At 63.2% G+C, this 18,345-nt stretch carries 19 protein-coding genes; 12 read left to right on the forward strand and 7 right to left on the reverse strand.

From position 1 onward, the window contains the following. Nucleotides 1-146 precede the first annotated feature (146 nt). Complete coding sequence (locus tag OLZ32_RS10745; RefSeq protein ID WP_264421030.1) at nucleotides 147-506, forward strand: oxidoreductase; 360 nt, start codon at nucleotides 147-149, stop codon at nucleotides 504-506. Nucleotides 507-902: 396 nt separating this feature from the next. On the opposite strand, the gene OLZ32_RS10750 is transcribed toward OLZ32_RS10745, so the two are convergent. Continuing rightward, complete coding sequence (locus OLZ32_RS10750) at nucleotides 903-1,589, reverse strand: ArsR/SmtB family transcription factor (RefSeq protein ID WP_264421034.1); 687 nt, start codon at nucleotides 1,587-1,589, stop codon at nucleotides 903-905. Nucleotides 1,590-1,659: 70 nt separating this feature from the next. Between OLZ32_RS10750 and OLZ32_RS10755 the strand changes: the two genes are divergently transcribed. The 3 genes from OLZ32_RS10755 to OLZ32_RS10765 all read left to right on the forward strand — a co-directional run bounded on the left by OLZ32_RS10755 (nucleotide 1,660) and on the right by OLZ32_RS10765 (nucleotide 3,621). Then, on the forward strand, nucleotides 1,660-1,989 hold the full coding sequence (locus OLZ32_RS10755) for an NIPSNAP family protein (RefSeq protein ID WP_264421036.1): 330 nt from the start codon (nucleotides 1,660-1,662) through the stop codon (nucleotides 1,987-1,989). Next, on the forward strand, nucleotides 1,986-2,336 hold the full coding sequence (locus tag OLZ32_RS10760; RefSeq protein ID WP_017990563.1) for an antibiotic biosynthesis monooxygenase family protein: 351 nt from the start codon (nucleotides 1,986-1,988) through the stop codon (nucleotides 2,334-2,336). Before OLZ32_RS10755 ends, OLZ32_RS10760 begins: the two co-directional genes overlap by 4 nt. A gap of 142 nt (nucleotides 2,337-2,478) precedes the next feature. Then, a complete protein-coding gene (locus tag OLZ32_RS10765; protein ID WP_264421038.1) occupies nucleotides 2,479-3,621 on the forward strand; it encodes a site-specific DNA-methyltransferase in 1,143 nt (380 codons plus the stop codon). 168 nt (nucleotides 3,622-3,789) lie between these two features. Here OLZ32_RS10765 and OLZ32_RS10770 read toward each other — a convergent pair whose 3' ends face one another. The 3 genes from OLZ32_RS10770 to mutY are packed head-to-tail and all read right to left on the reverse strand — an operon-like array spanning nucleotide 3,790 to nucleotide 5,881. Further along, entirely contained in the window at nucleotides 3,790-4,155 is a 366-nt protein-coding gene (locus OLZ32_RS10770) for a nuclear transport factor 2 family protein (protein ID WP_264421040.1), read from the reverse strand. A 5-nt stretch (nucleotides 4,156-4,160) separates the two neighbouring features. Further along, nucleotides 4,161-4,775, reverse strand: coding sequence for an HAD family hydrolase (locus OLZ32_RS10775; protein WP_026160131.1), 615 nt, complete (start codon nucleotides 4,773-4,775; stop codon nucleotides 4,161-4,163). Between the two features lie 2 nt (nucleotides 4,776-4,777). After that, the gene (gene mutY / locus OLZ32_RS10780) at nucleotides 4,778-5,881 is read right to left on the reverse strand and encodes an A/G-specific adenine glycosylase (protein ID WP_264421042.1); all 1,104 of its coding nucleotides are present in this window, start codon (nucleotides 5,879-5,881) and stop codon (nucleotides 4,778-4,780) included. Nucleotides 5,882-5,989: 108 nt separating this feature from the next. Between mutY and OLZ32_RS10785 the strand changes: the two genes are divergently transcribed. From OLZ32_RS10785 to ppdK, 6 genes are all read left to right on the forward strand, one after another. Further along, nucleotides 5,990-6,487: a DUF721 domain-containing protein gene (locus OLZ32_RS10785; RefSeq protein WP_264397151.1), complete on the forward strand. Its 498-nt coding sequence runs from the start codon at nucleotides 5,990-5,992 to the stop codon at nucleotides 6,485-6,487. A 79-nt stretch (nucleotides 6,488-6,566) separates the two neighbouring features. Then, nucleotides 6,567-6,791, forward strand: a complete 225-nt coding sequence (gene relB, locus OLZ32_RS10790; protein ID WP_264397152.1) for a type II toxin-antitoxin system RelB family antitoxin — start codon at nucleotides 6,567-6,569, stop codon at nucleotides 6,789-6,791. Further along, nucleotides 6,775-7,044 (forward strand): type II toxin-antitoxin system RelE family toxin, encoded by a 270-nt coding sequence (locus OLZ32_RS10795; RefSeq protein ID WP_264421044.1) that lies wholly within the window; start codon nucleotides 6,775-6,777, stop codon nucleotides 7,042-7,044. Before relB ends, OLZ32_RS10795 begins: the two co-directional genes overlap by 17 nt. A gap of 158 nt (nucleotides 7,045-7,202) precedes the next feature. After that, nucleotides 7,203-7,973, forward strand: coding sequence for a DsbA family protein (locus OLZ32_RS10800; protein ID WP_017990568.1), 771 nt, complete (start codon nucleotides 7,203-7,205; stop codon nucleotides 7,971-7,973). Nucleotides 7,974-8,069: 96 nt separating this feature from the next. Further along, nucleotides 8,070-11,531 (forward strand): chromosome segregation SMC family protein, encoded by a 3,462-nt coding sequence (locus OLZ32_RS10805; RefSeq protein ID WP_264421047.1) that lies wholly within the window; start codon nucleotides 8,070-8,072, stop codon nucleotides 11,529-11,531. Nucleotides 11,532-12,438: 907 nt separating this feature from the next. After that, entirely contained in the window at nucleotides 12,439-15,147 is a 2,709-nt protein-coding gene (gene ppdK, locus OLZ32_RS10810) for a pyruvate, phosphate dikinase (protein ID WP_264421049.1), read from the forward strand. A gap of 37 nt (nucleotides 15,148-15,184) precedes the next feature. Here ppdK and OLZ32_RS10815 read toward each other — a convergent pair whose 3' ends face one another. Beyond that, complete coding sequence (locus OLZ32_RS10815; RefSeq protein WP_264421052.1) at nucleotides 15,185-15,463, reverse strand: hypothetical protein; 279 nt, start codon at nucleotides 15,461-15,463, stop codon at nucleotides 15,185-15,187. A 438-nt stretch (nucleotides 15,464-15,901) separates the two neighbouring features. Then, the gene (locus OLZ32_RS10820) at nucleotides 15,902-16,099 is read right to left on the reverse strand and encodes a hypothetical protein (RefSeq protein ID WP_003546062.1); all 198 of its coding nucleotides are present in this window, start codon (nucleotides 16,097-16,099) and stop codon (nucleotides 15,902-15,904) included. A gap of 124 nt (nucleotides 16,100-16,223) precedes the next feature. Between OLZ32_RS10820 and OLZ32_RS10825 the strand changes: the two genes are divergently transcribed. Continuing rightward, a complete protein-coding gene (locus OLZ32_RS10825) occupies nucleotides 16,224-16,469 on the forward strand; it encodes a hypothetical protein (protein ID WP_264421054.1) in 246 nt (81 codons plus the stop codon). A 16-nt stretch (nucleotides 16,470-16,485) separates the two neighbouring features. Here the strand turns inward: OLZ32_RS10825 and OLZ32_RS10830 are convergent, their stop codons facing one another. Then, the gene (locus tag OLZ32_RS10830) at nucleotides 16,486-16,878 is read right to left on the reverse strand and encodes a hypothetical protein (protein WP_003546064.1); all 393 of its coding nucleotides are present in this window, start codon (nucleotides 16,876-16,878) and stop codon (nucleotides 16,486-16,488) included. A 339-nt stretch (nucleotides 16,879-17,217) separates the two neighbouring features. Between OLZ32_RS10830 and OLZ32_RS10835 the strand changes: the two genes are divergently transcribed. After that, nucleotides 17,218-18,129: a DUF1499 domain-containing protein gene (locus OLZ32_RS10835; protein ID WP_264421123.1), complete on the forward strand. Its 912-nt coding sequence runs from the start codon at nucleotides 17,218-17,220 to the stop codon at nucleotides 18,127-18,129. Nucleotides 18,130-18,345 lie beyond the last annotated feature (216 nt).

The following is an 18,345-nucleotide window of genomic DNA, read 5'->3' on the forward strand; positions in this document are numbered from 1 at the left end:
GAGGGCAGGTGCGTGAGGGCTCGGGAAGGTTAAGCGGCGCGCTTGAAACCGTCGTGAGACGGCAAGATCCCGCGCATTTTCATCGGAACAAATCGACGGAATCCCGGTTCGCCCACCATCCCTGGTGAAGCAAAAAGGAGATTCCAATGCTTCTGAGACTGCTCGCAGTAACAGCGCTTTCACTTGGCCTGACAACGGCCGCCATCGCACAATCCGGCGGCAGCGGTGGTTCCGGATCCGGTTCCGGCAGCAGCAGCGGTGTGTCCGGCTCCGGTAGCGGCAGCGGGTCGGATTCCGGTTCCAGCGGCACGGGATCCGGCAATTCGGGCTCTGGCAATTCGGGCGCGAATTCGACAGATGGAGGAGGCGCAGGAGGAATGAACGGCGCCAATAAGTCCGGCGGCGATCCGGACGATTGCCAGCGCCAGCAGGCAGGCCAGCCCGGCAACTCGGCACCCTCGGGCTCGACGACAAACAAGCCGGATTCCGCCACTGCCTGCCAATAGAAGATACATCCGGTTAGGACTGGACCCCTGGCAGCGCCTCCACTGGCAAGCTGCCCGGGCTGACGCCGCCGTGCTTCGGTTGTGCCTATTTGTGAAAAGCGATGACTGGCGAGCCTGTTATCCGCAGAATGCTGCTCATCTGCGGGCGGCACGCTCCACCAGACCTCGTCCTTGTACGCAGCCCGCGGGGCGAAGCCTCGAAGGACACGCCAAAATGCTGCTCCTTGCCTCTATCAACGCCGGTGCACCCGCCTCGCCCTTCGAGGCCTTGCGGGCACCTTAGGGTGAGGCTCTCTTGGGTGCTGGCGTTCCGGGGCATTGGCGCAATGGGAGCCCACGAGGGGACGGGGAGGTGGCGTTGTGACTGCGCTCCCAATTTTTTTGATCCGTCCCGACCTATGCATCAACCGGAAAAAGCTTCAGAAACTGCCGGTCGCCCTCCGGAGAAAACAGGATCGAGCGGCTTTCCGCCGTGCGCCGCGCCCAGCCTTTGTCGAGGAAGCTTGAGAGCAGGGCCTTGCCGAGGCTGCCGGCGAGGTGGGCGCGTCTTTCGCTCCAGTCGAGGCAGGAGCGGCAGAGCGGCCGGCGCGACGATCTGAGGTCGCTGACATCGATGCCGATGCATTCGAGGTCGCTTTCGCCCTTTTCCGTCAGCGCCAGGCCATCGCCGACGGCGTCGATCGCGCCTGATGCAATCAGGCTGTCGAGCATGCGCACGCCGTAATCGCCGGCAAGGTGATCGTAGCAGATGCGCGCCTTGCGCAGCGCCGGCTCCTTCGGTCCCGGCTGGTGGCGGAGATGCCCGCGTCCGGCGGCAAAGCCCATCATGCTTTCGATCAGCCGGGCAACGGCCTCGTCGGCCAGCGTGAAATAACGGTGGCGCCCCTGCTTGCGCTGGGTTAGCAGCCCGCCGGCCTCGAGCTTGGCGAGATGGGTGCTCGCCGTCTGCACGGTGATGCCGCCGACGCCGGCAAGCTCCGTCGCCGTCAGCGCCCGGCCGCCGGTCAGCGCCGCCAGCATGTTGGCGCGCGCGGGATCGCCGATGAGCGCGCCGATCTGCGCAATGTCAGGACCTTCCTTCATACTTCGATCGTAACCGAAGCATCACCGTCAGGCAATGTGCGAAAACGGATAGACAGCAAAGGAGAACCCCATGATCACCTGCTTCATCCGTTATCAGATCGACCCCTTCAAGAAGGAGGCGTTTGCCGACTATGCCCGCAACTGGGGCCAGGCAATTCCGAAGAACGGCGCCGATCTGATCGGCTATTTCGGTCCGCATGAGGGATCGGCAACGACGGCCTACGGCGTCTACAATATCGAGAGCCTTGCCGCCTATGAAGCCTATCGCGCCAGGCTGGCCGCCGACCCGCTCGGCCGTGAGAATTACGAATTTGCCAGGCGCGAAGGCTTCATCCTGAAGGAGGATCGCATCTTCCTCAAAAATGTCTCCGCTCCTCACGCAAAGCTGGTGCTGCCATGATCGCCGTCATCTTCGAAGTCGTGCCCTATATGGGCGAACGCCACAAATATCTGGATCTCGCCGGCGAGCTGCGCGGCGAACTCGAAAAGATCGACGGCTTCATCTCGATCGAGCGTTTCGAGAGCCTGACGACGCGTGGCAAGCTGCTGTCGCTCTCCTTCTTCCGCGACGAGGCGGCCGTCAGGGAATGGCGCAATCTCGAAGCTCACCGGGCAGCCCAGCAGGCCGGACGCGGCGGCATCTTCGCCGATTATCGCCTGCGGATTGCCAGTGTCGTCCGCGATTACGGCATGTTCGAACGCGACGAGGCGCCGGCCGACAGCCGCAGCGTCCACGATGCGGCGTGATCGCCGGCGTCGGCAAAGTCTGCCGCTCACTCATCGGCCGGCCGAATAAATTCCCGAAATCGGCCACCGCTTCAGGCTTTGGTAACTAAGTTGCGTAACCATAACGGACAGTTAAGCGTAGAGCGTATGAGTGAGTATCTAAATGGCATCAGTTTTTCCGCTTGCCGACCTCAAGGCTTCCGTCAAGTCGGATTCTTGGCCGGCTTCTTGGGTCGACACGATCATCAAGGGCGATTGCGTCAGCGCCCTTGAAGCTTTGCCCAGCCACTCCGTCGATATCATTTTTGCCGATCCGCCGTATAATCTCCAGCTCGGCGGAACGCTGCATCGTCCCGACCAGTCGCTGGTCGATGCGGTCGACGACGAGTGGGACCAGTTCGCCTCCTTCGAGGCCTATGACGCCTTCACCCGTGCCTGGCTGCTGGCCTGCCGCCGCGTGCTGAAGCCGACAGGCTCGATCTGGGTGATCGGCTCCTACCACAATATCTTCCGGGTCGGCGCCACGCTGCAGGATCTGAATTTCTGGATCCTCAACGACATCATCTGGCGCAAGACCAACCCGATGCCGAATTTCAAGGGCCGCCGTTTCCAGAACGCCCATGAGACGATGATCTGGGCAAGCCCCAGCGCCAAGGCCAAGGGCTATACCTTCAATTACGATGCGCTGAAGGCGGCCAATGACGATGTCCAGATGCGCTCCGACTGGCTGTTCCCGATCTGCAACGGCAGCGAACGGCTGAAGGGCGAGGACGGCAAGAAGGTGCATCCGACGCAGAAGCCGGAAGCGCTGCTCGCCCGTGTCATCATGGCCTCGACCAAGCCCGGCGATATCGTGCTCGATCCTTTCTTCGGCTCGGGAACGACGGGCGCCGTCGCCAGGCGTCTCGGCCGCCACTTCGTCGGCATCGAGCGCGAACAGGATTATATCGATGCGGCCTCGGCCCGCATCGCCGCCGTCGAGCCGCTCGGCAAGGCGGAACTGACCGTCATGACCGGCAAGAAGGCGGAAGTCCGCGTCGCCTTCAACGTGCTGGTTGAAAGCGGCCTGATCAAGCCCGGCCAGGTGCTGACCGACGCCAAGCGCCGCTATAGCGCCATCGTCCGCGCCGACGGCACGGTAGCATCCGGCGGCGAGGCCGGCTCCATTCATCGTCTCGGCGCCAAGGTGCAGGGTCTCGATGCATGCAACGGATGGACCTTCTGGCATTTCGAAGACGGGCAGTCCCTGCGCCCGATCGACGATCTCAGGTCCGTCATCCGCAGTGATCTGGCAAAGGCGGAGTGAGCACCACCTTCGCGAGATCGAGATACCTTCTTCCGATTTCCCTCCAGTTGCGGAAGAAGACCAAGGCGCCCGGGGTCAAACCCGGGCGTCCTCTTTTTGTTTTTGCGCAATTCCGGACGCAAAACCGCTCGATACTTTTGCTGTAATTACCCCAGTCAGAACTCCTGATCAGAACTCCTGGTAATCGGTGACCTCGACCCTTGTGACGCGGCCTTCCGCGTTGAAGGTGATCGTCTCCTCGCCTTCGCGGATCAGCGGCTTGCCCGTCTTGCTGTGGGTGGCGCGCACCGACCAGACCGATCGGCCGGAAAGCGGCGTCAAAGTTTCCACCAGCGAATTTTCCGCTGTCTGATCGGGATAATCGTCGAAATAACGCCGGAAGGCAGCCATGATCTCGGCGCGGCCGGCAAGACTGCCGACGCCGTTCGAGACATAGGTTGCATCCTCGGCGAAATAGGCCTCGATGGTGGGAAAATCGAGGGCGTTGATCGCGGCGTGGAAGAGTTCGATTTGCTTTGCTGGGTCGAAAGCCATCGGTCTCAGACCTTTACCCCATAGCCGGCGAGATCGCTGCGCAGTTTTTCCGCGCCCGAAAACAGCACCGCATTCCAGCCGAAGGCCTTGGCGCCTTCGACATTAACAGGTGCGTCGTCGATGAAGATCGTGGCAGCCGGATCGAGGCCGAAGCTTTTCGTATGCGTCTCGTAGATCGCGACATCAGGCTTGATCAGGCCGACATCGCCGGAAACCGTGACGCCGCGCGGTTTGGTCAGGAAGGGGAAGCGCGCCTGCGCCTCGCGGAACGTGTCGGAGGCGAAGTTGGTGAGCATCGTCACGTCACGACCCTCGGCGATCAGCCCTTCCATGATCGCGACGCTGGCGTCATAAGCGTGCGGCACCATCTCGTGCCAATATTTGCGGAAGGCGCGGATATGCTCTTCGCGGGCCGGGTGCTGTTTTATCAGCAGCGCTTCGGCCTCCGCCCAGGTGCGGCCGCGGTCCTGCTCGATGTTCCAGTCATGGGTGCAGATATTGGCGAAGAACCAGTTGCGCTCGGTTTCATCTGGAATGAGGCGGCTGAAGGGAAGATGCGGATCGTAATGAATAAGGACTTTGCCGATGTCGAAAACGATATGTCTTATGTCGGTGGTCATGGTCATCCCTTGGATGTTTTAAACGCGAGAGGAATAGCCGCTGCGATCGCTTTTTTCATGATGGTTGGTAAGGCCTGGGCTTCAAGATTTGTAACCGGCTCCCACCATCCGTCATTCGGGCCGCCATCCGTGACGATCTTGGTTGCGATCGCCGCACGCCAGATCGAAAGCCTGAGCTCGAAATGGGTGAAGACATGGATGACGGTGCCAGAGGCCTGCCATGCTGCTTCGAAGGGCGCGGCGCTGGCCGAGGTCTCGCCGTCGGTGCGCGCCGTCCAGGCGCTAGTCGGCACCTCGGTCATGCCGCCGAGCAGGCCGCTGTCGATGCGCCGCCTGAGCAGGATCTCGCCATCACCGGTCACCGCGATGAAGGCCGCGCCGTATCGGACCGGCTTCTCCTTCTTCGCCGCCTTGACCGGAAAGAACTCGGGATCGGAAAGTTCGAGCGCCTCGCATGCACCGCGGAACGGACAGAGCGAACAGGCCGGCCGCTTCGGCGTGCAGATCGTCGCGCCCAGATCCATCATCGCCTGGGCGAAATCGCCGGGCCGATCGGCCGGCGTCAGCAGCGCCACCTTCTCCCTCATCGCCGGCTTTGCGGCCGGTAGCGGCGTGGCGATCGCATAAAGCCTCGAGATCACCCGCTCGACATTGCCGTCCATGACTGCCGCCTGCCGGTTGAAGGCGATTGCGGCGACGGCGGCTGCCGTATAGTCGCCGATGCCGGGCAGCGACTTGAGGCCCTCTTCGGTATCGGGAAAGATGCCGCCATGCTCTGTCGCCACCGCTTCGGCGCATTTCTTCAAGTTGCGGGCCCGCGCGTAATAGCCGAGCCCCGCCCAGGCGGCCATCACCGCGTCGTTTTCGGCTGCGGCGAGATCGGTCACCTGAGGCCAACGCTGCAGAAACTTTTCGAAATAGGGTTTGACCGCCTGCACCGTCGTCTGCTGCAGCATCACCTCCGACAGCCAGACGCGATAGGGGTCGGGTTTGACGCCGCGGGCCGCCATGCCGGGAGAAACGCGCCAGGGCAGGTCGCGGTGGTGGCGGTCATACCAGTCGAGCAGGGGGTTGGCTAAGGGCGTGTCGAGTGTGGTGATCGTCATGATTTGCCGCGATGGGGGGAAGTGCCTATACTTGGCGAAGCAATGCCGCGCGATCAAGTCGCCTGTGCGAATTGGCATGCGAATTGGCGGCGTCGCTGAAGGGTTTCGATGAGTTATCCACGCAAAGGTGCAAAGCAGATTTCCGAGCTGGCGAACGGGCTGATCGATCCCGTGCTCGCGCGGCGCGCCGGCATCAACACGGCGCTACTCGGTTCGTGGAGCGAAATCGCCGGCGAGGATTTCGCCGATTGCACCCGGCCGGAAAAGATCGCCTGGGCCCGCGGTGGCGATGAGACCGGCGGCTTCCGCCCCGGCGTGCTGACGATTGCCTGCGAGGGCGCGCGTGCGCTCTTCCTCACCCATGCCCAGGGCGAACTCATCCAGCGCATCAACAGCTTCTTCGGCTTTGCCGCCGTCCACCAGATCCGCATCGTCCAGAAGCCGGTCTCACAAACCATCCGCCGCTCCCGCACCCCGCCGCCGCTGAAAGGCGAAGCCGCCCGCAAGCTCGAAGGCATGATGGAGGGCATCGAGAACGACAAGCTGCGCCAGGCGATCCAGCGCTTGGGCACGGCGGTGATGGGCAAGCGGGGGAGTGGGCGCTAGCGCTTTTATTGCTTGTGAATGACGACTAGTGATGGGGCCTTCTATTTGCTATACCTGTATAGCACACAGGAGAAAAACCATGCTGGCCTTGCGGTTGCCACCGGAGATCGAAGCACGGCTCGACGAGCTTTCCAAGCGCACGGGCCGAAGCAAGAGCTTCTATGCGCGTCAAGCTATCCTCGAGCATCTTGACGATCTCGAAGATATCTATCTTGCCGAAAGGCGCCTCGAAGAGCTTCGTCGGGGTGAGAGCGATACCGTGTCACTGGCCGAGCTGATGGCGCGTCATGGTTTGGAGAATTGAGTTTCAGCGAGCGGCCGAACGCGAACTTGAAAAGCTCGGACATGAAGGCGCCCGCCGAATACTGCGATTTCTCAATGATCGCGTTGCCAGACTGGACGACCCCCGATCCATCGGAGAAGCGCTCAAGGGATCCGAGCTCGGGGATTTCTGGAAGTATCGCGTCGGAGACCATCGAGTGATCGCAAGCATCGACGACGGGGCGGTCCAAATCCTCGTTGTGAGGGTTGGCAACCGCAGGGATGTCTATCGATGAAATCGACAAACGACCAATCTCGCAATTTTTGATCTATCGTCTTCCCACGGTCACAATTCTTTGAAGGAAGTTGGCGAACCGTGCCTTGTGAGTGGCCGCCAGCCGTTATATCGCACAGTCACGCCATCAAGCTCTTTAGTTATGGGGAATCCATGCAGATGTCCGAAATGCAACTGACGAAACGCCGCCTGCTCAGCGGTATCGCCATCGCCGCCGCTGCCGTAGCGCTTGTCGCCTGCAACGACAGCAAGGACGCTGCCGATGCTTCGTCCTCCGGCAAGACCATGGCTGATGGCACCAATGTCGACACCATGCAGACGGCCGCCACCTCGGCGACCGAAATGCCGGAGTCCGACGGCGATGTCGACATGGCTGAGGTGCTGAAGCCTGGCGTGCTGCCGGAAATGGCGCTCGGCAAGGCCGACGCCCCGGTCAAGATCGTCGAATACATGTCGATGACCTGCCCGCATTGCGCTCATTTCCACAACACCACCTTCGACACGATCAAGCAGAAATATGTCGACAGCGGCAAGGTGCAGTTCATCATCCGCGAATTCCCCTTCGACCCGCGCGCCGCCGCCGCCTTCATGCTCGCCCGCTGCAATTCTTCCAATCCGGAGCAGTTGAGCACGCCGGAACAGTATTTCCCGATGGTTTCCATGCTCTTCAAGCAGCAGCAGGTATGGGCCGCCGCCGATGATGGCCGCGCCGCATTGCTGCAGATGTCGAAGCTTGCCGGATTTACTGAGGATAGCTTCACGAAATGCTTGACGAACCAGAAGCTTCTGGATGAAGTGAACGCCACGCGGGAAAGAGGTTCCAAGGATTTCGGCGTCAACGCCACCCCGACTTTCCTGATCAATGGCAAGCGCTACTCTGGAGACATGCCGGTTGACACTTTGTCGAAGCTCATCGACAGCCTGCTCTGAACCGGATCGTTTCGATAGAACGGGCGACGGCGAAAGCCGTGCGCCCGTTTTTTTGTGGCTGCGTGGCAAACCTGAACTGCGCTGCGGAGCTTCTGCATGAAGTTCAACAAGCTGCGCCTGGTCGGCTTCAAATCCTTCGTCGAGCCGACGGAATTCATCATCGAGCGCGGACTGACCGGCGTCGTCGGCCCGAACGGCTGCGGCAAGTCGAATCTCGTCGAGGCACTGCGCTGGGTGATGGGCGAGAATTCCTACAAGAACATGCGCGCCTCCGGCATGGACGACGTGATCTTTTCGGGTTCCGGCAACCGCCCGGCGCGCAACACCGCCGAAGTGGCGCTCTATCTCGACAATGCCGAACGCACCGCGCCTGCCGCCTTCAACGACAGCGACGAGATCCAGGTCACCCGCCGCATCGAGCGTGAACAGGGCTCGCTCTATCGCATCAACGGCAAGGAAAGCCGCGCCAAGGACGTGCAGCTGCTGTTTGCCGACGCCTCCACCGGCGCGCGGTCGCCGTCGATGGTCGGGCAGGGGCGCATCGGTGAGCTGATCCAGGCAAAGCCGCAGGCCCGCCGCCAGCTGCTCGAAGAGGCGGCCGGCATATCCGGCCTGCATTCCCGCCGCCACGAGGCCGAACTGCGGCTGCGCGCCGCCGAAGGCAATCTCGAGCGTCTCGACGACGTCACCTCGCAACTCGAAAGCCAGATCGAGAGCCTGAAGCGCCAGGCGCGCCAGGCAAACCGCTTCAAGACGCTGTCCGCCGATATCCGCGCCCGCGAGGCGATGCTGCTGCATATCCGCTGGGTGCAGGCCAAGGAAGCCGAGGCAGAGGCCGACAGCGCGCTGAACCAGGCGACCTCCGTCGTTGCCGAAAAGGCGCAGATGCAGATGGAGGCGGCGAAGAACCAGGGCATCGCCAGCCTGAAGCTGCCGGAACTGCGCGAGGGCGAGGCGCGCGCCGCCGCCGCCCTGCAGCGCCTGCAGATCGCCAGAAGCCAGCTGGAGGAAGATGCCGGCCGCATCCTGCGCCGCCGCGACGAACTGACCCGCCGTCTCGCCCAGCTTGCCGAGGATATTAGCCGCGAGCAGCGGCTGGTGGCCGACAATGCCGTCATCCTGGCGAGGCTCGATGCCGAAGAGGCGGAGATTTCAGAAATCCTCGCCGATTCCGGCCGTTATGCCGAGGAAACCCGCGAGGCCTTCGAGGGCGCGGCGGCAAAACTTGCCGATAGCGAGCGCATCTTCACCCAGCTGACGGCCGAGCGCGCCGAAGCCGCTGCCGGCCGCAACCAGCTGGAACGCGCCATCCGCGATCTCACCGACCGCCGGATGCGCCTCGAACGGCAGATGGACGAGGCGAACCACGAACTGTCAGCCGTCGGCGAGAAGATCGCCGGCCTGCCCGATCCCGACGAAAAACGCGCCATCGTCGAAGCCGGCGAGATCGCCGTCGCCGACGCGGAAGCCGCAGTGCAAGTGGTCGACCAGGCGCTGGCTAGCGCCCGCCAGACCGAGGCGCTGTCGCGTGCGCCGGTCGAGCAGGCCCGCTCCAGCCTGAATGCGCTGGAGACCGAGGCCCGCACCATTTCCCGCATGCTCGCAGCCGGTGCCGCGGCCGGCAAATTTCCGCCGGTCGCCGATGACCTGAAGGTCGACCGCGGCTTCGAGACCGCACTCGGCGCCGCCCTCGGCGACGATCTGGAATCGCCGCTCGATGCCGAGGCGCCGGCCCATTGGTCCGACAATGGCGATGGCGCTGGCGATCCCGCCCTTCCATCCGCTGTTGCGCCGCTGCTTGATCATGTCCGCGCGCCGGCGGCACTGACCCGCCGCCTTCGCCAGATCGGCCTGGTCGCGGAGGGCGATGCGGAGCGGCTGATGGCGGCGCTGAAGCCCGGCCAGCGGCTGGTGACCAAAGAGGGTGCGGTCTATCGCTGGGACGGCCACGTGACGGGTGCAGACGCCCCGAGTGCAGCGGCATTGCGCCTTGCCCAGAAGAACCGCCTGGCCGAGCTCGAAGGCGAAGCCGCCCTTGCCCGCGACGTGCTTGCCGAAGCCGAGGAGCGGCAGGCAGCCGCTGCCGAAGCGATCCGCGTCGAGGAGCGCCGGCTTGCCGAGGCGCGCGACATGAGCCGCCTGTCGGCGCGTCATCTCGCGGAAGCGCGCGACGCTCTTGTTGCCGCCGAGCGTGCCTCCGGCGATCTCATCCGCCGCCGCGATGTCGTCAGCGAGGCCGCCAGCCAGCTGCGCACGCAGCTGGAGGAAATCGCCATCCAGGAAGAAAATGCCCGCATCGAGCTGGAGGACGCGCCCGATCTGACTGCGATCGACGAGCGGCTGCGGTTCCAGCAGGCGGAAGTGGCGACCGATCGCGGCGCGCTGGCCGAAAGCCGCGCCCGCCATGAAAGCCTGGCGAGGGAAAACGAAGCCCGCCAGCGCCGCATCATGGCGATCGGCCAGGAGCGCGAGACCTGGCGCCAGCGGGCGGCAAGCGCCGAAGATCATGTCGCGACGCTGCGCGAGCGCGAGGAAGAGGCGCGGGACGAGGCAGCCGAACTCGAATTGGCGCCGGACGAGTTCGACGACAAGCGCCGCGCTCTGCTGAGCGAATTGCAGAAGGCCGAGGAGGCGCGCCGCCAGGCCAGCGATCTCTTGGCCGAGGCCGAACGCATCCAGCGCGAAGCCGACCAGAAGGCAACGACGGCACTGTCGGAACTTGCCGAATGCCGCGAGCGCCGCGGCCGCGCCGAGGAACGCCTTGTCTCGGCCCGCGAGAAGCGGCAGGAAAGCGAAGGCCGCATCCGCGAGGTCCTGAATGTCGCCCCGCATGAGGCGCTGCAACTGACCGGCCGCCCGACCATGCAGGCGCTTCCCGATCCGCGCGAAGTCGAACGCGAGCTGGAACGCCTGAGGATCGAGCGCGAGCGGCTGGGCGCCGTCAACCTGCGCGCCGACGAGGAACAGAAGGAACTCAGCGAGAAGCTCGAAGCGCTGATCAAGGAGCGCGACGACGTCATCGATGCGATCCGCAAGCTGCGCGGCGCCATCCAGAGCCTCAACCGCGAGGGCCGCGAACGGCTGATTGCCGCCTTCGACATCGTCAACGCCCAGTTCCAGCGGCTGTTCACCCATCTGTTCGGCGGCGGCACCGCCGAGCTGCAGCTGATCGAATCCGACGATCCGCTCGAAGCCGGCCTCGAAATCCTCGCCCGTCCGCCCGGCAAGAAGCCGCAGACGATGACGCTGCTCTCCGGCGGCGAACAGGCGCTGACGGCAATGGCGCTGATCTTCGCCGTCTTCCTCACCAATCCGGCGCCGATCTGCGTGCTCGACGAAGTTGACGCGCCGCTCGACGACCACAATGTCGAGCGCTACTGCAACCTGATGGACGAAATGGCGGCCTCCACCGAAACCCGCTTCGTCATCATCACCCACAATCCGATCACCATGGCCCGCATGAACCGCCTCTTCGGCGTCACCATGGCCGAGCAGGGCGTCTCCCAACTCGTCTCCGTCGACCTGCAAATGGCCGAGCGCCTGCGCGAGATTGCCTGAGGTTTACGACGAACGCGTTTCTGCGTCGGGGAAGGGCGGATTGTCACTGGACATCCCGATCGGCGTGTTTGCCGAGACCAGCCCCTCATCCGGCTGCCGCCACCTTCTCCCCGTAAACGGGGCGAAGGGACATTGCTGCGCCCTCTCCGTCCCCTCCGACCTTTCGCAGGACACGTCCCCTCTCCCCGTTTTTACGGGGGTCCGAAGGACGGGTCGAGACGAGTGGCTCGAGCCCGGCAAGGTTAGGGTGAGGGGCAAGCCACTAGCGCCAACCGGACAGCAGTGGGCCTGATCCGAGCATCCACGTCGACGCCGAGCACACGCAATTTCAGCAAAGCCATGACGCGGTTTTGCGCCCGGAAATTGCGTAAAGTCAATTGACAAGAAATAAACACCAAAAAAGGTCGGCTTCCTTGCGGTCTGTACCCCATTTGGGTGATGCTCTTTTCGCTGACTTGCATTAGAAGTTGTTTCAACGCAACCTAATTACTCTGCTGGAAAGCGAGCGACCAAAGGTTGCGCATTGTCGAATTTGCGTGCGGTTTTCCGGGCGAGGGCAAGAACCGGAAACCGTTGGAGCAAATCCAGGGAAGTAGCGATCTATTTTCCAGGAATTGCGTAGAACGAAGGTCAGAACGGTTCTGTTTTGAGAAAAAGCTGAATCGTTCCTGGGTTGAGGGACCCCCCGTCCGGTTTTCCTGGCCGGACGGAAACAAGGCTTTGCGGGACATTGTTGCAGTCCCGCAAAGCTTTTTTTGTGCCTTTTTTTCTGTTTGAGCACCTTTAAACCATTTCGTCGCCGGCCGCGGCCAAGATTTATTGTGCAGCGCAACATTCTGCCGCATTTGTCGATTTTCATTTCAACACCAACGGATTAAGCTAATCCCGATTTGGTGTTGGGGGGAAGATGACCAAGTGGGTCTATAGGTTCGGCGACGGGCAGGCTGAGGGCCGGGCGCGCGATCACGAGATTCTGGGCGGCAAGGGCGCCAATCTGGCGGAAATGTGCGCGCTTGGACTGCCGGTGCCACCGGGGCTGACGATCGTCAGCGATGCCTGCAACACCTATTACAAGAATGGCCGCCACATCGAGGATGCGGTGAAGGCTGAGGTGCGCGCCGGCATAGCGGCGATCGAGGCAATCACCGGCCGTCACTTTGGTTCCGTCAGCCAGCCGCTGCTGCTCTCGGTGCGCTCCGGCGCCCGCGTCTCGATGCCGGGCATGATGGACACCGTGCTCAATCTCGGCCTCAACGACGAGACGGTGCAGGCGCTCGGCCATGATGCCGGCGATGCGCGTTTTGCCTGGGACAGCTACCGCCGCTTCATCCAGATGTATGCCGATGTCGTCATGGGTCTCGGCAACGACGCCTTCGAGGAGATTCTGGAAGACGAGAAGGCCAAGCTCGGCCATGAATTCGATACCGAACTCAGCGCCTCGGAATGGCAGCATATCGTCTCTCTCTATAAGCGGCTGATCGAGGAGGAACTGGAGCAGGAATTCCCGCAGGATCCCGAAGTCCAGCTCTGGGGCGCGGTCGGCGCCGTCTTTTCCAGCTGGATGAGCGCGCGCGCCGTCACCTACCGCCATCTCCACAATATTCCGGAAGGCTGGGGCACGGCGATCAATATCCAGGCGATGGTCTTCGGCAATCTCGGCAATGCGTCCGCCACCGGCGTTGCCTTCACCCGCAACCCCTCGACCGGCGAGAGCGCGCTTTACGGCGAATTCCTGGTCAATGCCCAGGGCGAGGATGTCGTGGCCGGCATCCGCACGCCGCAAAGCATCACCGAGGAGGGGCGGATTTCCTCCGGCTCCGAAAAACCCTCGATGGAAAAGCTGATGCCGGAGGCTTTTCGCGAGCTCTGCCGCATCTGCACCGAGCTCGAGATCCATTACCGCGACATGCAGGATATCGAATTCACCATCGAGCGCGGCAAGCTGTGGATGCTGCAGACCCGCTCGGGCAAGCGCTCGACGCGGGCGGCAATGAAGATCGCCGTCGACATGGTCGATGAGGGGGTGATCACCGAGGACGAGGCGGTGCTGCGCATCGAGCCCTCCAGCCTCGACCAGCTGCTGCACCCGACGATCGATCCGCGCGTCACCCGCCAGGTGATCGGCACCGGGCTGCCGGCTTCGCCGGGGGCTGCCACCGGCGCCATCGTCTTCACGGCGGAAGAGGCCGTCGAGGCGGAATCCGAAGGCCGCAAGGTCATCCTGCTCAGGGTCGAGACCAGCCCGGAGGACATTCACGGCATGCATGCCGCCGAAGGCATTCTGACGACCCGCGGCGGCATGACCAGCCATGCGGCGGTCGTTGCCCGCGGCATGGGCATCCCTTGCGTCGTCGGCGCCGGCACCATGCGCATCGACCAACGCAACGAGCGGCTGCTCGGCGTCGGCGTGACGCTCAAGAAGGGCGATATCATCACCATCGACGGCTCGGCCGGCCAGGTGCTGAAAGGCGAGGTGCCGATGATCCAGCCGGCGCTGTCGGGCGATTTCGGCCGCATCATGGGCTGGGCCGACCGCGCCCGCCGCATGACGGTGCGCACCAATGCCGATACGCCGGCCGATGCGCTCGCCGCCCGCTCCTTCGGCGCCGAAGGCATCGGCCTTTGCCGCACCGAGCACATGTTCTTCGAGGGTGAGCGCATCCATGTCATGCGCGAAATGATCCTTGCCGTCGATGAGAAGGGCAGGCGGGTGGCGCTCGACAAGCTGCTGCCGATGCAGCGGCTGGATTTCACCGGCCTCTTCACCGTCATGCACGGCCTGCCGGTGACGATCCGCCTGCTTGATCCGCCGCTGCACGAATTTCTGCCGAAGACCGATGACGAGGTGGCCGAAGTGGCCTTCGCCATGGGCATGGAAGCATCCGTGCTTCGCCAGCGCGTCGATGCGCTGCACGAGTTCAACCCGATGCTTGGCCATCGCGGCTGCCGGCTGGCGATCTCCTATCCTGAAATCGTCGAGATGCAGGCCCGCGCCATCTTCGAGGCGGCGGTCGCCGCAGCCAAGGAGACCGGCGCAGCCGTGGTACCGGAGATCATGGTGCCGCTCGTCGGCCTGCGCACCGAGCTCGACTACGTCAAGGCGCACATCGATGCCGTCGCCGGCGACGTCATGAACGAAGCCGGCATGAAGATCGATTATCTCGTCGGCACGATGATCGAGCTGCCGCGCGCGGCCCTTCGCGCCCATGTGATTGCCGAAGCCGCCGAATTCTTCTCCTTCGGCACCAACGACCTGACGCAGACCACCTTCGGCATTTCGCGCGACGACGCCTCGGCTTTCATCCCCACCTATCAGCGCAAGGGCATCATCGAGCACGATCCCTTCATCTCGCTCGATTTCGACGGTGTCGGTGAATTGATCAGCATCGCCGCCGAACGCGGCCGGCGCACCCGCAACGACATGAAGCTCGGTATCTGCGGCGAACATGGCGGCGACCCGGCCTCGATCCGATTCTGCGAGACGATCGGCCTCGACTACGTCTCCTGCTCGCCGTTCCGCGTGCCGATCGCCAGGCTCGCGGCAGCGCAGGCGGTGATTGCAGGCAGTCTGGAAGAGGTCAGGCGCGGTCCGAAAGACCTGCGGGCGAGCGTGTAAAATATCGGTGGAGTGTGGGGCAGGGCGCCCCTGGCACTCAGTGACGATGCCGCCAGCGATCGCGATAGATATAAGGCCCGTTCAGCTCCCAGGCCATGTTATTCATCATCTCGGCACTCTGCGCCCGTGATTCGGCGCGCCGGTCGAGATCGATGCGCTGCAGGCAGGTGGCAAAACCATCCGTGCCGCGTCGGAAGCCATAGCCGAGGCACCGCTGCTCATCCGCCGCCCGCCGCTCCTCCGGCGTCATCGTCTGGCAGGCGGAAAGCCCGGCGACAACAGTGGCCATGACGGTGATGAGAAGACGAATGCGCATTGGTTTGGTCCTTGGAATGCTTCTCGATGAGGAAAGGCCATTCGGGCGAGGGCGTCAAGCTGCTCTTGGTCCCGGAGATCGCTGAGGCTTGGGTGATGACGCGAGCCGTGTGCCGTGGGCCCCCTCATCCGCCCTACGGGCACCTTCTCCCCGCTGGGGCGAAGGGGATTTGCCGCAACGTCTCGATTCCCTCTTCTCCCCTCGGGGAGAAGGTGCCCGTAGGGCGGATGAGGGGGCCGTGGGTGCCGTTCCTCACAGCCTCTTGCATTCAACCTCTCCTCCCTCATTCCTGTGCTCGTCACAGGAATCCAGAGCGCCCAAGTCATTGGGCGCGGGAGAATCTTTGGTATCAGTTATTCATCGCGCCGACGCGCGATGGCTGGATTCCTGTGACGAGCACAGGAATGAGGGAGATTGGGGATAACGCTCTCACCGACGTCAAGCCGCCCCAGCCGGATCCCCGATCGGCAGCAGCGCCGGATTAAGCGGCGGATCCTGAGGATTCTTCGTATCAGCAGGATCCTGCGCCGGCGTCAGCGGCGGTTTTTGCTGGATGGGGTCGGGAATGCCGGGTGTCGGCGTCGGGCCGCGCGGGGTATCGGCATTGGGTGTCGGGATCGGGTCTCTGTTCGGCATGAGTGCCTCCTTTTCGAAAAAGGAACGGCAGGCTCAGCACTTGGTTCCACTTTCGCCGAGGGCCATTCCTATGTATGAGGAAAGCATGGCCACTCCATGAGCGGCCGGAAACCTTGGAACGAGCATGGCCCTTCGCGATCGATTTTCGAAAAAACTGAACTGTCCGCAATGCGGCAATGAGGGCTTTGCCGAAGCCTCGGAAGTTGACGATCCCAAGCGCAAGCACCCGGATTTCAAGGTCGATCAGCTGCCGCGCGGCTTTGGCGTACAGCGGCCTTCCAACCACCAGGAAAATTTCGTCATCAAATGCGAATGCGGTCGCAAGTTTCCGTTCCGCAGCGTTGCGGAAGCCGCGGCCGAGCGCCCCTAAAATCTTGATCTAGAATTCAGATACGTTCCAGCAGTTCGATGAAGGCATCGGCGAAACGCACCAGCGGCGCGGTCTCTTCGTCAGGCGCCTGCATGCGGATCTCGGTGCCATTATCGTCGAGCAGCGCCAGCACGACGCGCATCTCCTGGCCGTCTTCAGGAATGCGCAGCACGGCAATGCGCCGGCAATCCTGGACGAGGCCGCCGGCCGGCAGGTCGAACAGCAATTCGCCGCCGGAGCGTGCCGCCGCCCGGCGCACCGCCTCGCAGAAGCCGGCATCGCCGCCGGCATAACCTTCGAGCGAAAGCTCGAGCTCGAGCAGCTCCATCGGCAGCATCGGCTCGGACTGGTGGTCGATCCCGCCAAGCGCAGACGCCTGCGGCCTTGCTGCAATCTCGGGTGAAATCATCCCGTCTCTCCTCTATATCTGGAGATGAAACCGCGGCAGAATGGCCTTTTTTTGACATATCAGCAAGGGCTTATGAAGCGGCCGCCGTTTCACCATGGCCTTCGCCGTGGATTCCAACGCATTGCCTCAGACAATAGTTTCAATTTAGCCGAATCTTGCCCCAGATCCGGATGATGTTAGGCCGGGCCGGCCAAAAATCTGAATCCGGATCTAAATCAAGGAATAGAGCATGTTGTCGTCCGAAAACCGCTTCACACTTTTCGGCATCATGCTCTAAACAGGGTTGAGGCGATTTGCGTGGTCGAACGCGCGGGCGCTGACGAGCAACCGGTAAGTTTGATGGCCATCCGCTTCGACCGCCCCGTTTCCAACGCCGCCCGCTTTTCGCGGCTGCTCGGGGCGTTTTCCCTGGTGCTGGCGCTGGCGGTGATGATCGCCCACCGCTTCGGCGGCCTCGCCACACCCTATCTGGTGCTGCTGCTGATTGCTGCTGCCGGCGGCGCGCTGCTTGCCGCCATGCTTGCCGCAGTCGGGCTGCGCAGCCTCTGGATGACGGGGGCTGAAGGCGGGCTGGCGGCGCTGGCGGCACTGATCTATGCCGCCTTTCCGCTCGGCCTCGGCGCCTATGCCACCGAGCGTTACATGACGCGGCCTGATATCTACGACGTTTCCACCGATCCGGTCTCCGCACCCGACTGGCTTTCGCCGCCGCACTCCGACCAGATCTGGCTCAAGCGCAATGTGCAGGTGACGCCGGAGGATCGCGAAAAGCAGCTCGCCGCCTATCCCGAACTGACAGGCCGGCGCTATGAGGGCGCGCTTGACCGGGTGCTGGAAGCGGTGCGCAAGGTCGCCAAGATGAGCGGCATGACCATCACGAAAAGCAGTGGCGACACAGAGCCCGGCCGCGATCCCGAGGACAGACCGGTCAAGCCGCCGCGGCCAAGCGACGATGCCGTGGCCGATGCGCCCGATACCATCCCCGTGCCGACGCCGCGCCCCTATGACGACGATGTCGCCAAGCTGATCCGCGGCGCCAACGGCGTGACGCTGCAGGGCACCACCCGCACTCTGGTCCTCGGCCTGCGCTTCGATATCATCATTCGGCTCCGCGAAGAGGCCGAGACCACCTTCGTCGACATCCGCGTCGCCTCCCGCTACGGCCAACACGACCTCGGCTTCAGCGCCGAAATCGCCGGTGATTATCTGAAGGCGCTGGATGCCGAACTCTTGGGGATTGCGGGTGGGTGAGCAACGGTGGTGCAGAGCGCCAGCAATCGATCCGGCGAATCGATTGCAGTTGCGAACGCCCTGAGCCCAAAGCGAAGGGCCGGGAGAGGGTGCGGCGGACTCGACAACCTGCGGGCCGCAGCCTCTCTCCGACCTCATCCTGAGGCGCCCCGCAGGGGCCTCGAAGGACGAGGCCGGCCACTGGTATCTCCTCCGGCAATGGATGCGGCCGGAGCG

This window comes from Rhizobium acaciae (genome assembly GCF_025941625.1).
Classification (GTDB): Bacteria; Pseudomonadota; Alphaproteobacteria; order Rhizobiales; family Rhizobiaceae; genus Rhizobium; species Rhizobium acaciae.

Bases quoted from the DNA above. Each gene is read 5' to 3' on its own strand.
- OLZ32_RS10800 (WP_017990568.1), top strand. From the start codon at position 7,203: ATGTCCGAAATGCAACTGACGAAACGCCGCCTGCTCAGCGGTATCGCC.
- OLZ32_RS10750 (WP_264421034.1), bottom strand. From the start codon at position 1,589: ATGAAGGAAGGTCCTGACATTGCGCAGATCGGCGCGCTCATCGGCGAT.
- OLZ32_RS10795 (WP_264421044.1), top strand. From the start codon at position 6,775: ATGGTTTGGAGAATTGAGTTTCAGCGAGCGGCCGAACGCGAACTTGAA.
- relB (WP_264397152.1), top strand. From the start codon at position 6,567: ATGCTGGCCTTGCGGTTGCCACCGGAGATCGAAGCACGGCTCGACGAG.
- OLZ32_RS10830 (WP_003546064.1), bottom strand. From the start codon at position 16,878: ATGATTTCACCCGAGATTGCAGCAAGGCCGCAGGCGTCTGCGCTTGGC.
- OLZ32_RS10805 (WP_264421047.1), top strand. From the start codon at position 8,070: ATGAAGTTCAACAAGCTGCGCCTGGTCGGCTTCAAATCCTTCGTCGAG.
- OLZ32_RS10825 (WP_264421054.1), top strand. From the start codon at position 16,224: ATGGCCCTTCGCGATCGATTTTCGAAAAAACTGAACTGTCCGCAATGC.
- OLZ32_RS10745 (WP_264421030.1), top strand. From the start codon at position 147: ATGCTTCTGAGACTGCTCGCAGTAACAGCGCTTTCACTTGGCCTGACA.
- OLZ32_RS10760 (WP_017990563.1), top strand. From the start codon at position 1,986: ATGATCGCCGTCATCTTCGAAGTCGTGCCCTATATGGGCGAACGCCAC.
- OLZ32_RS10755 (WP_264421036.1), top strand. From the start codon at position 1,660: ATGATCACCTGCTTCATCCGTTATCAGATCGACCCCTTCAAGAAGGAG.
- mutY (WP_264421042.1), bottom strand. From the start codon at position 5,881: ATGACGATCACCACACTCGACACGCCCTTAGCCAACCCCCTGCTCGAC.
- ppdK (WP_264421049.1), top strand. From the start codon at position 12,439: ATGACCAAGTGGGTCTATAGGTTCGGCGACGGGCAGGCTGAGGGCCGG.
- OLZ32_RS10820 (WP_003546062.1), bottom strand. From the start codon at position 16,099: ATGCCGAACAGAGACCCGATCCCGACACCCAATGCCGATACCCCGCGC.
- OLZ32_RS10815 (WP_264421052.1), bottom strand. From the start codon at position 15,463: ATGCGCATTCGTCTTCTCATCACCGTCATGGCCACTGTTGTCGCCGGG.
- OLZ32_RS10835 (WP_264421123.1), top strand. From the start codon at position 17,218: ATGGCCATCCGCTTCGACCGCCCCGTTTCCAACGCCGCCCGCTTTTCG.
- OLZ32_RS10785 (WP_264397151.1), top strand. From the start codon at position 5,990: ATGAGTTATCCACGCAAAGGTGCAAAGCAGATTTCCGAGCTGGCGAAC.
- OLZ32_RS10775 (WP_026160131.1), bottom strand. From the start codon at position 4,775: ATGACCACCGACATAAGACATATCGTTTTCGACATCGGCAAAGTCCTT.
- OLZ32_RS10765 (WP_264421038.1), top strand. From the start codon at position 2,479: ATGGCATCAGTTTTTCCGCTTGCCGACCTCAAGGCTTCCGTCAAGTCG.
- OLZ32_RS10770 (WP_264421040.1), bottom strand. From the start codon at position 4,155: ATGGCTTTCGACCCAGCAAAGCAAATCGAACTCTTCCACGCCGCGATC.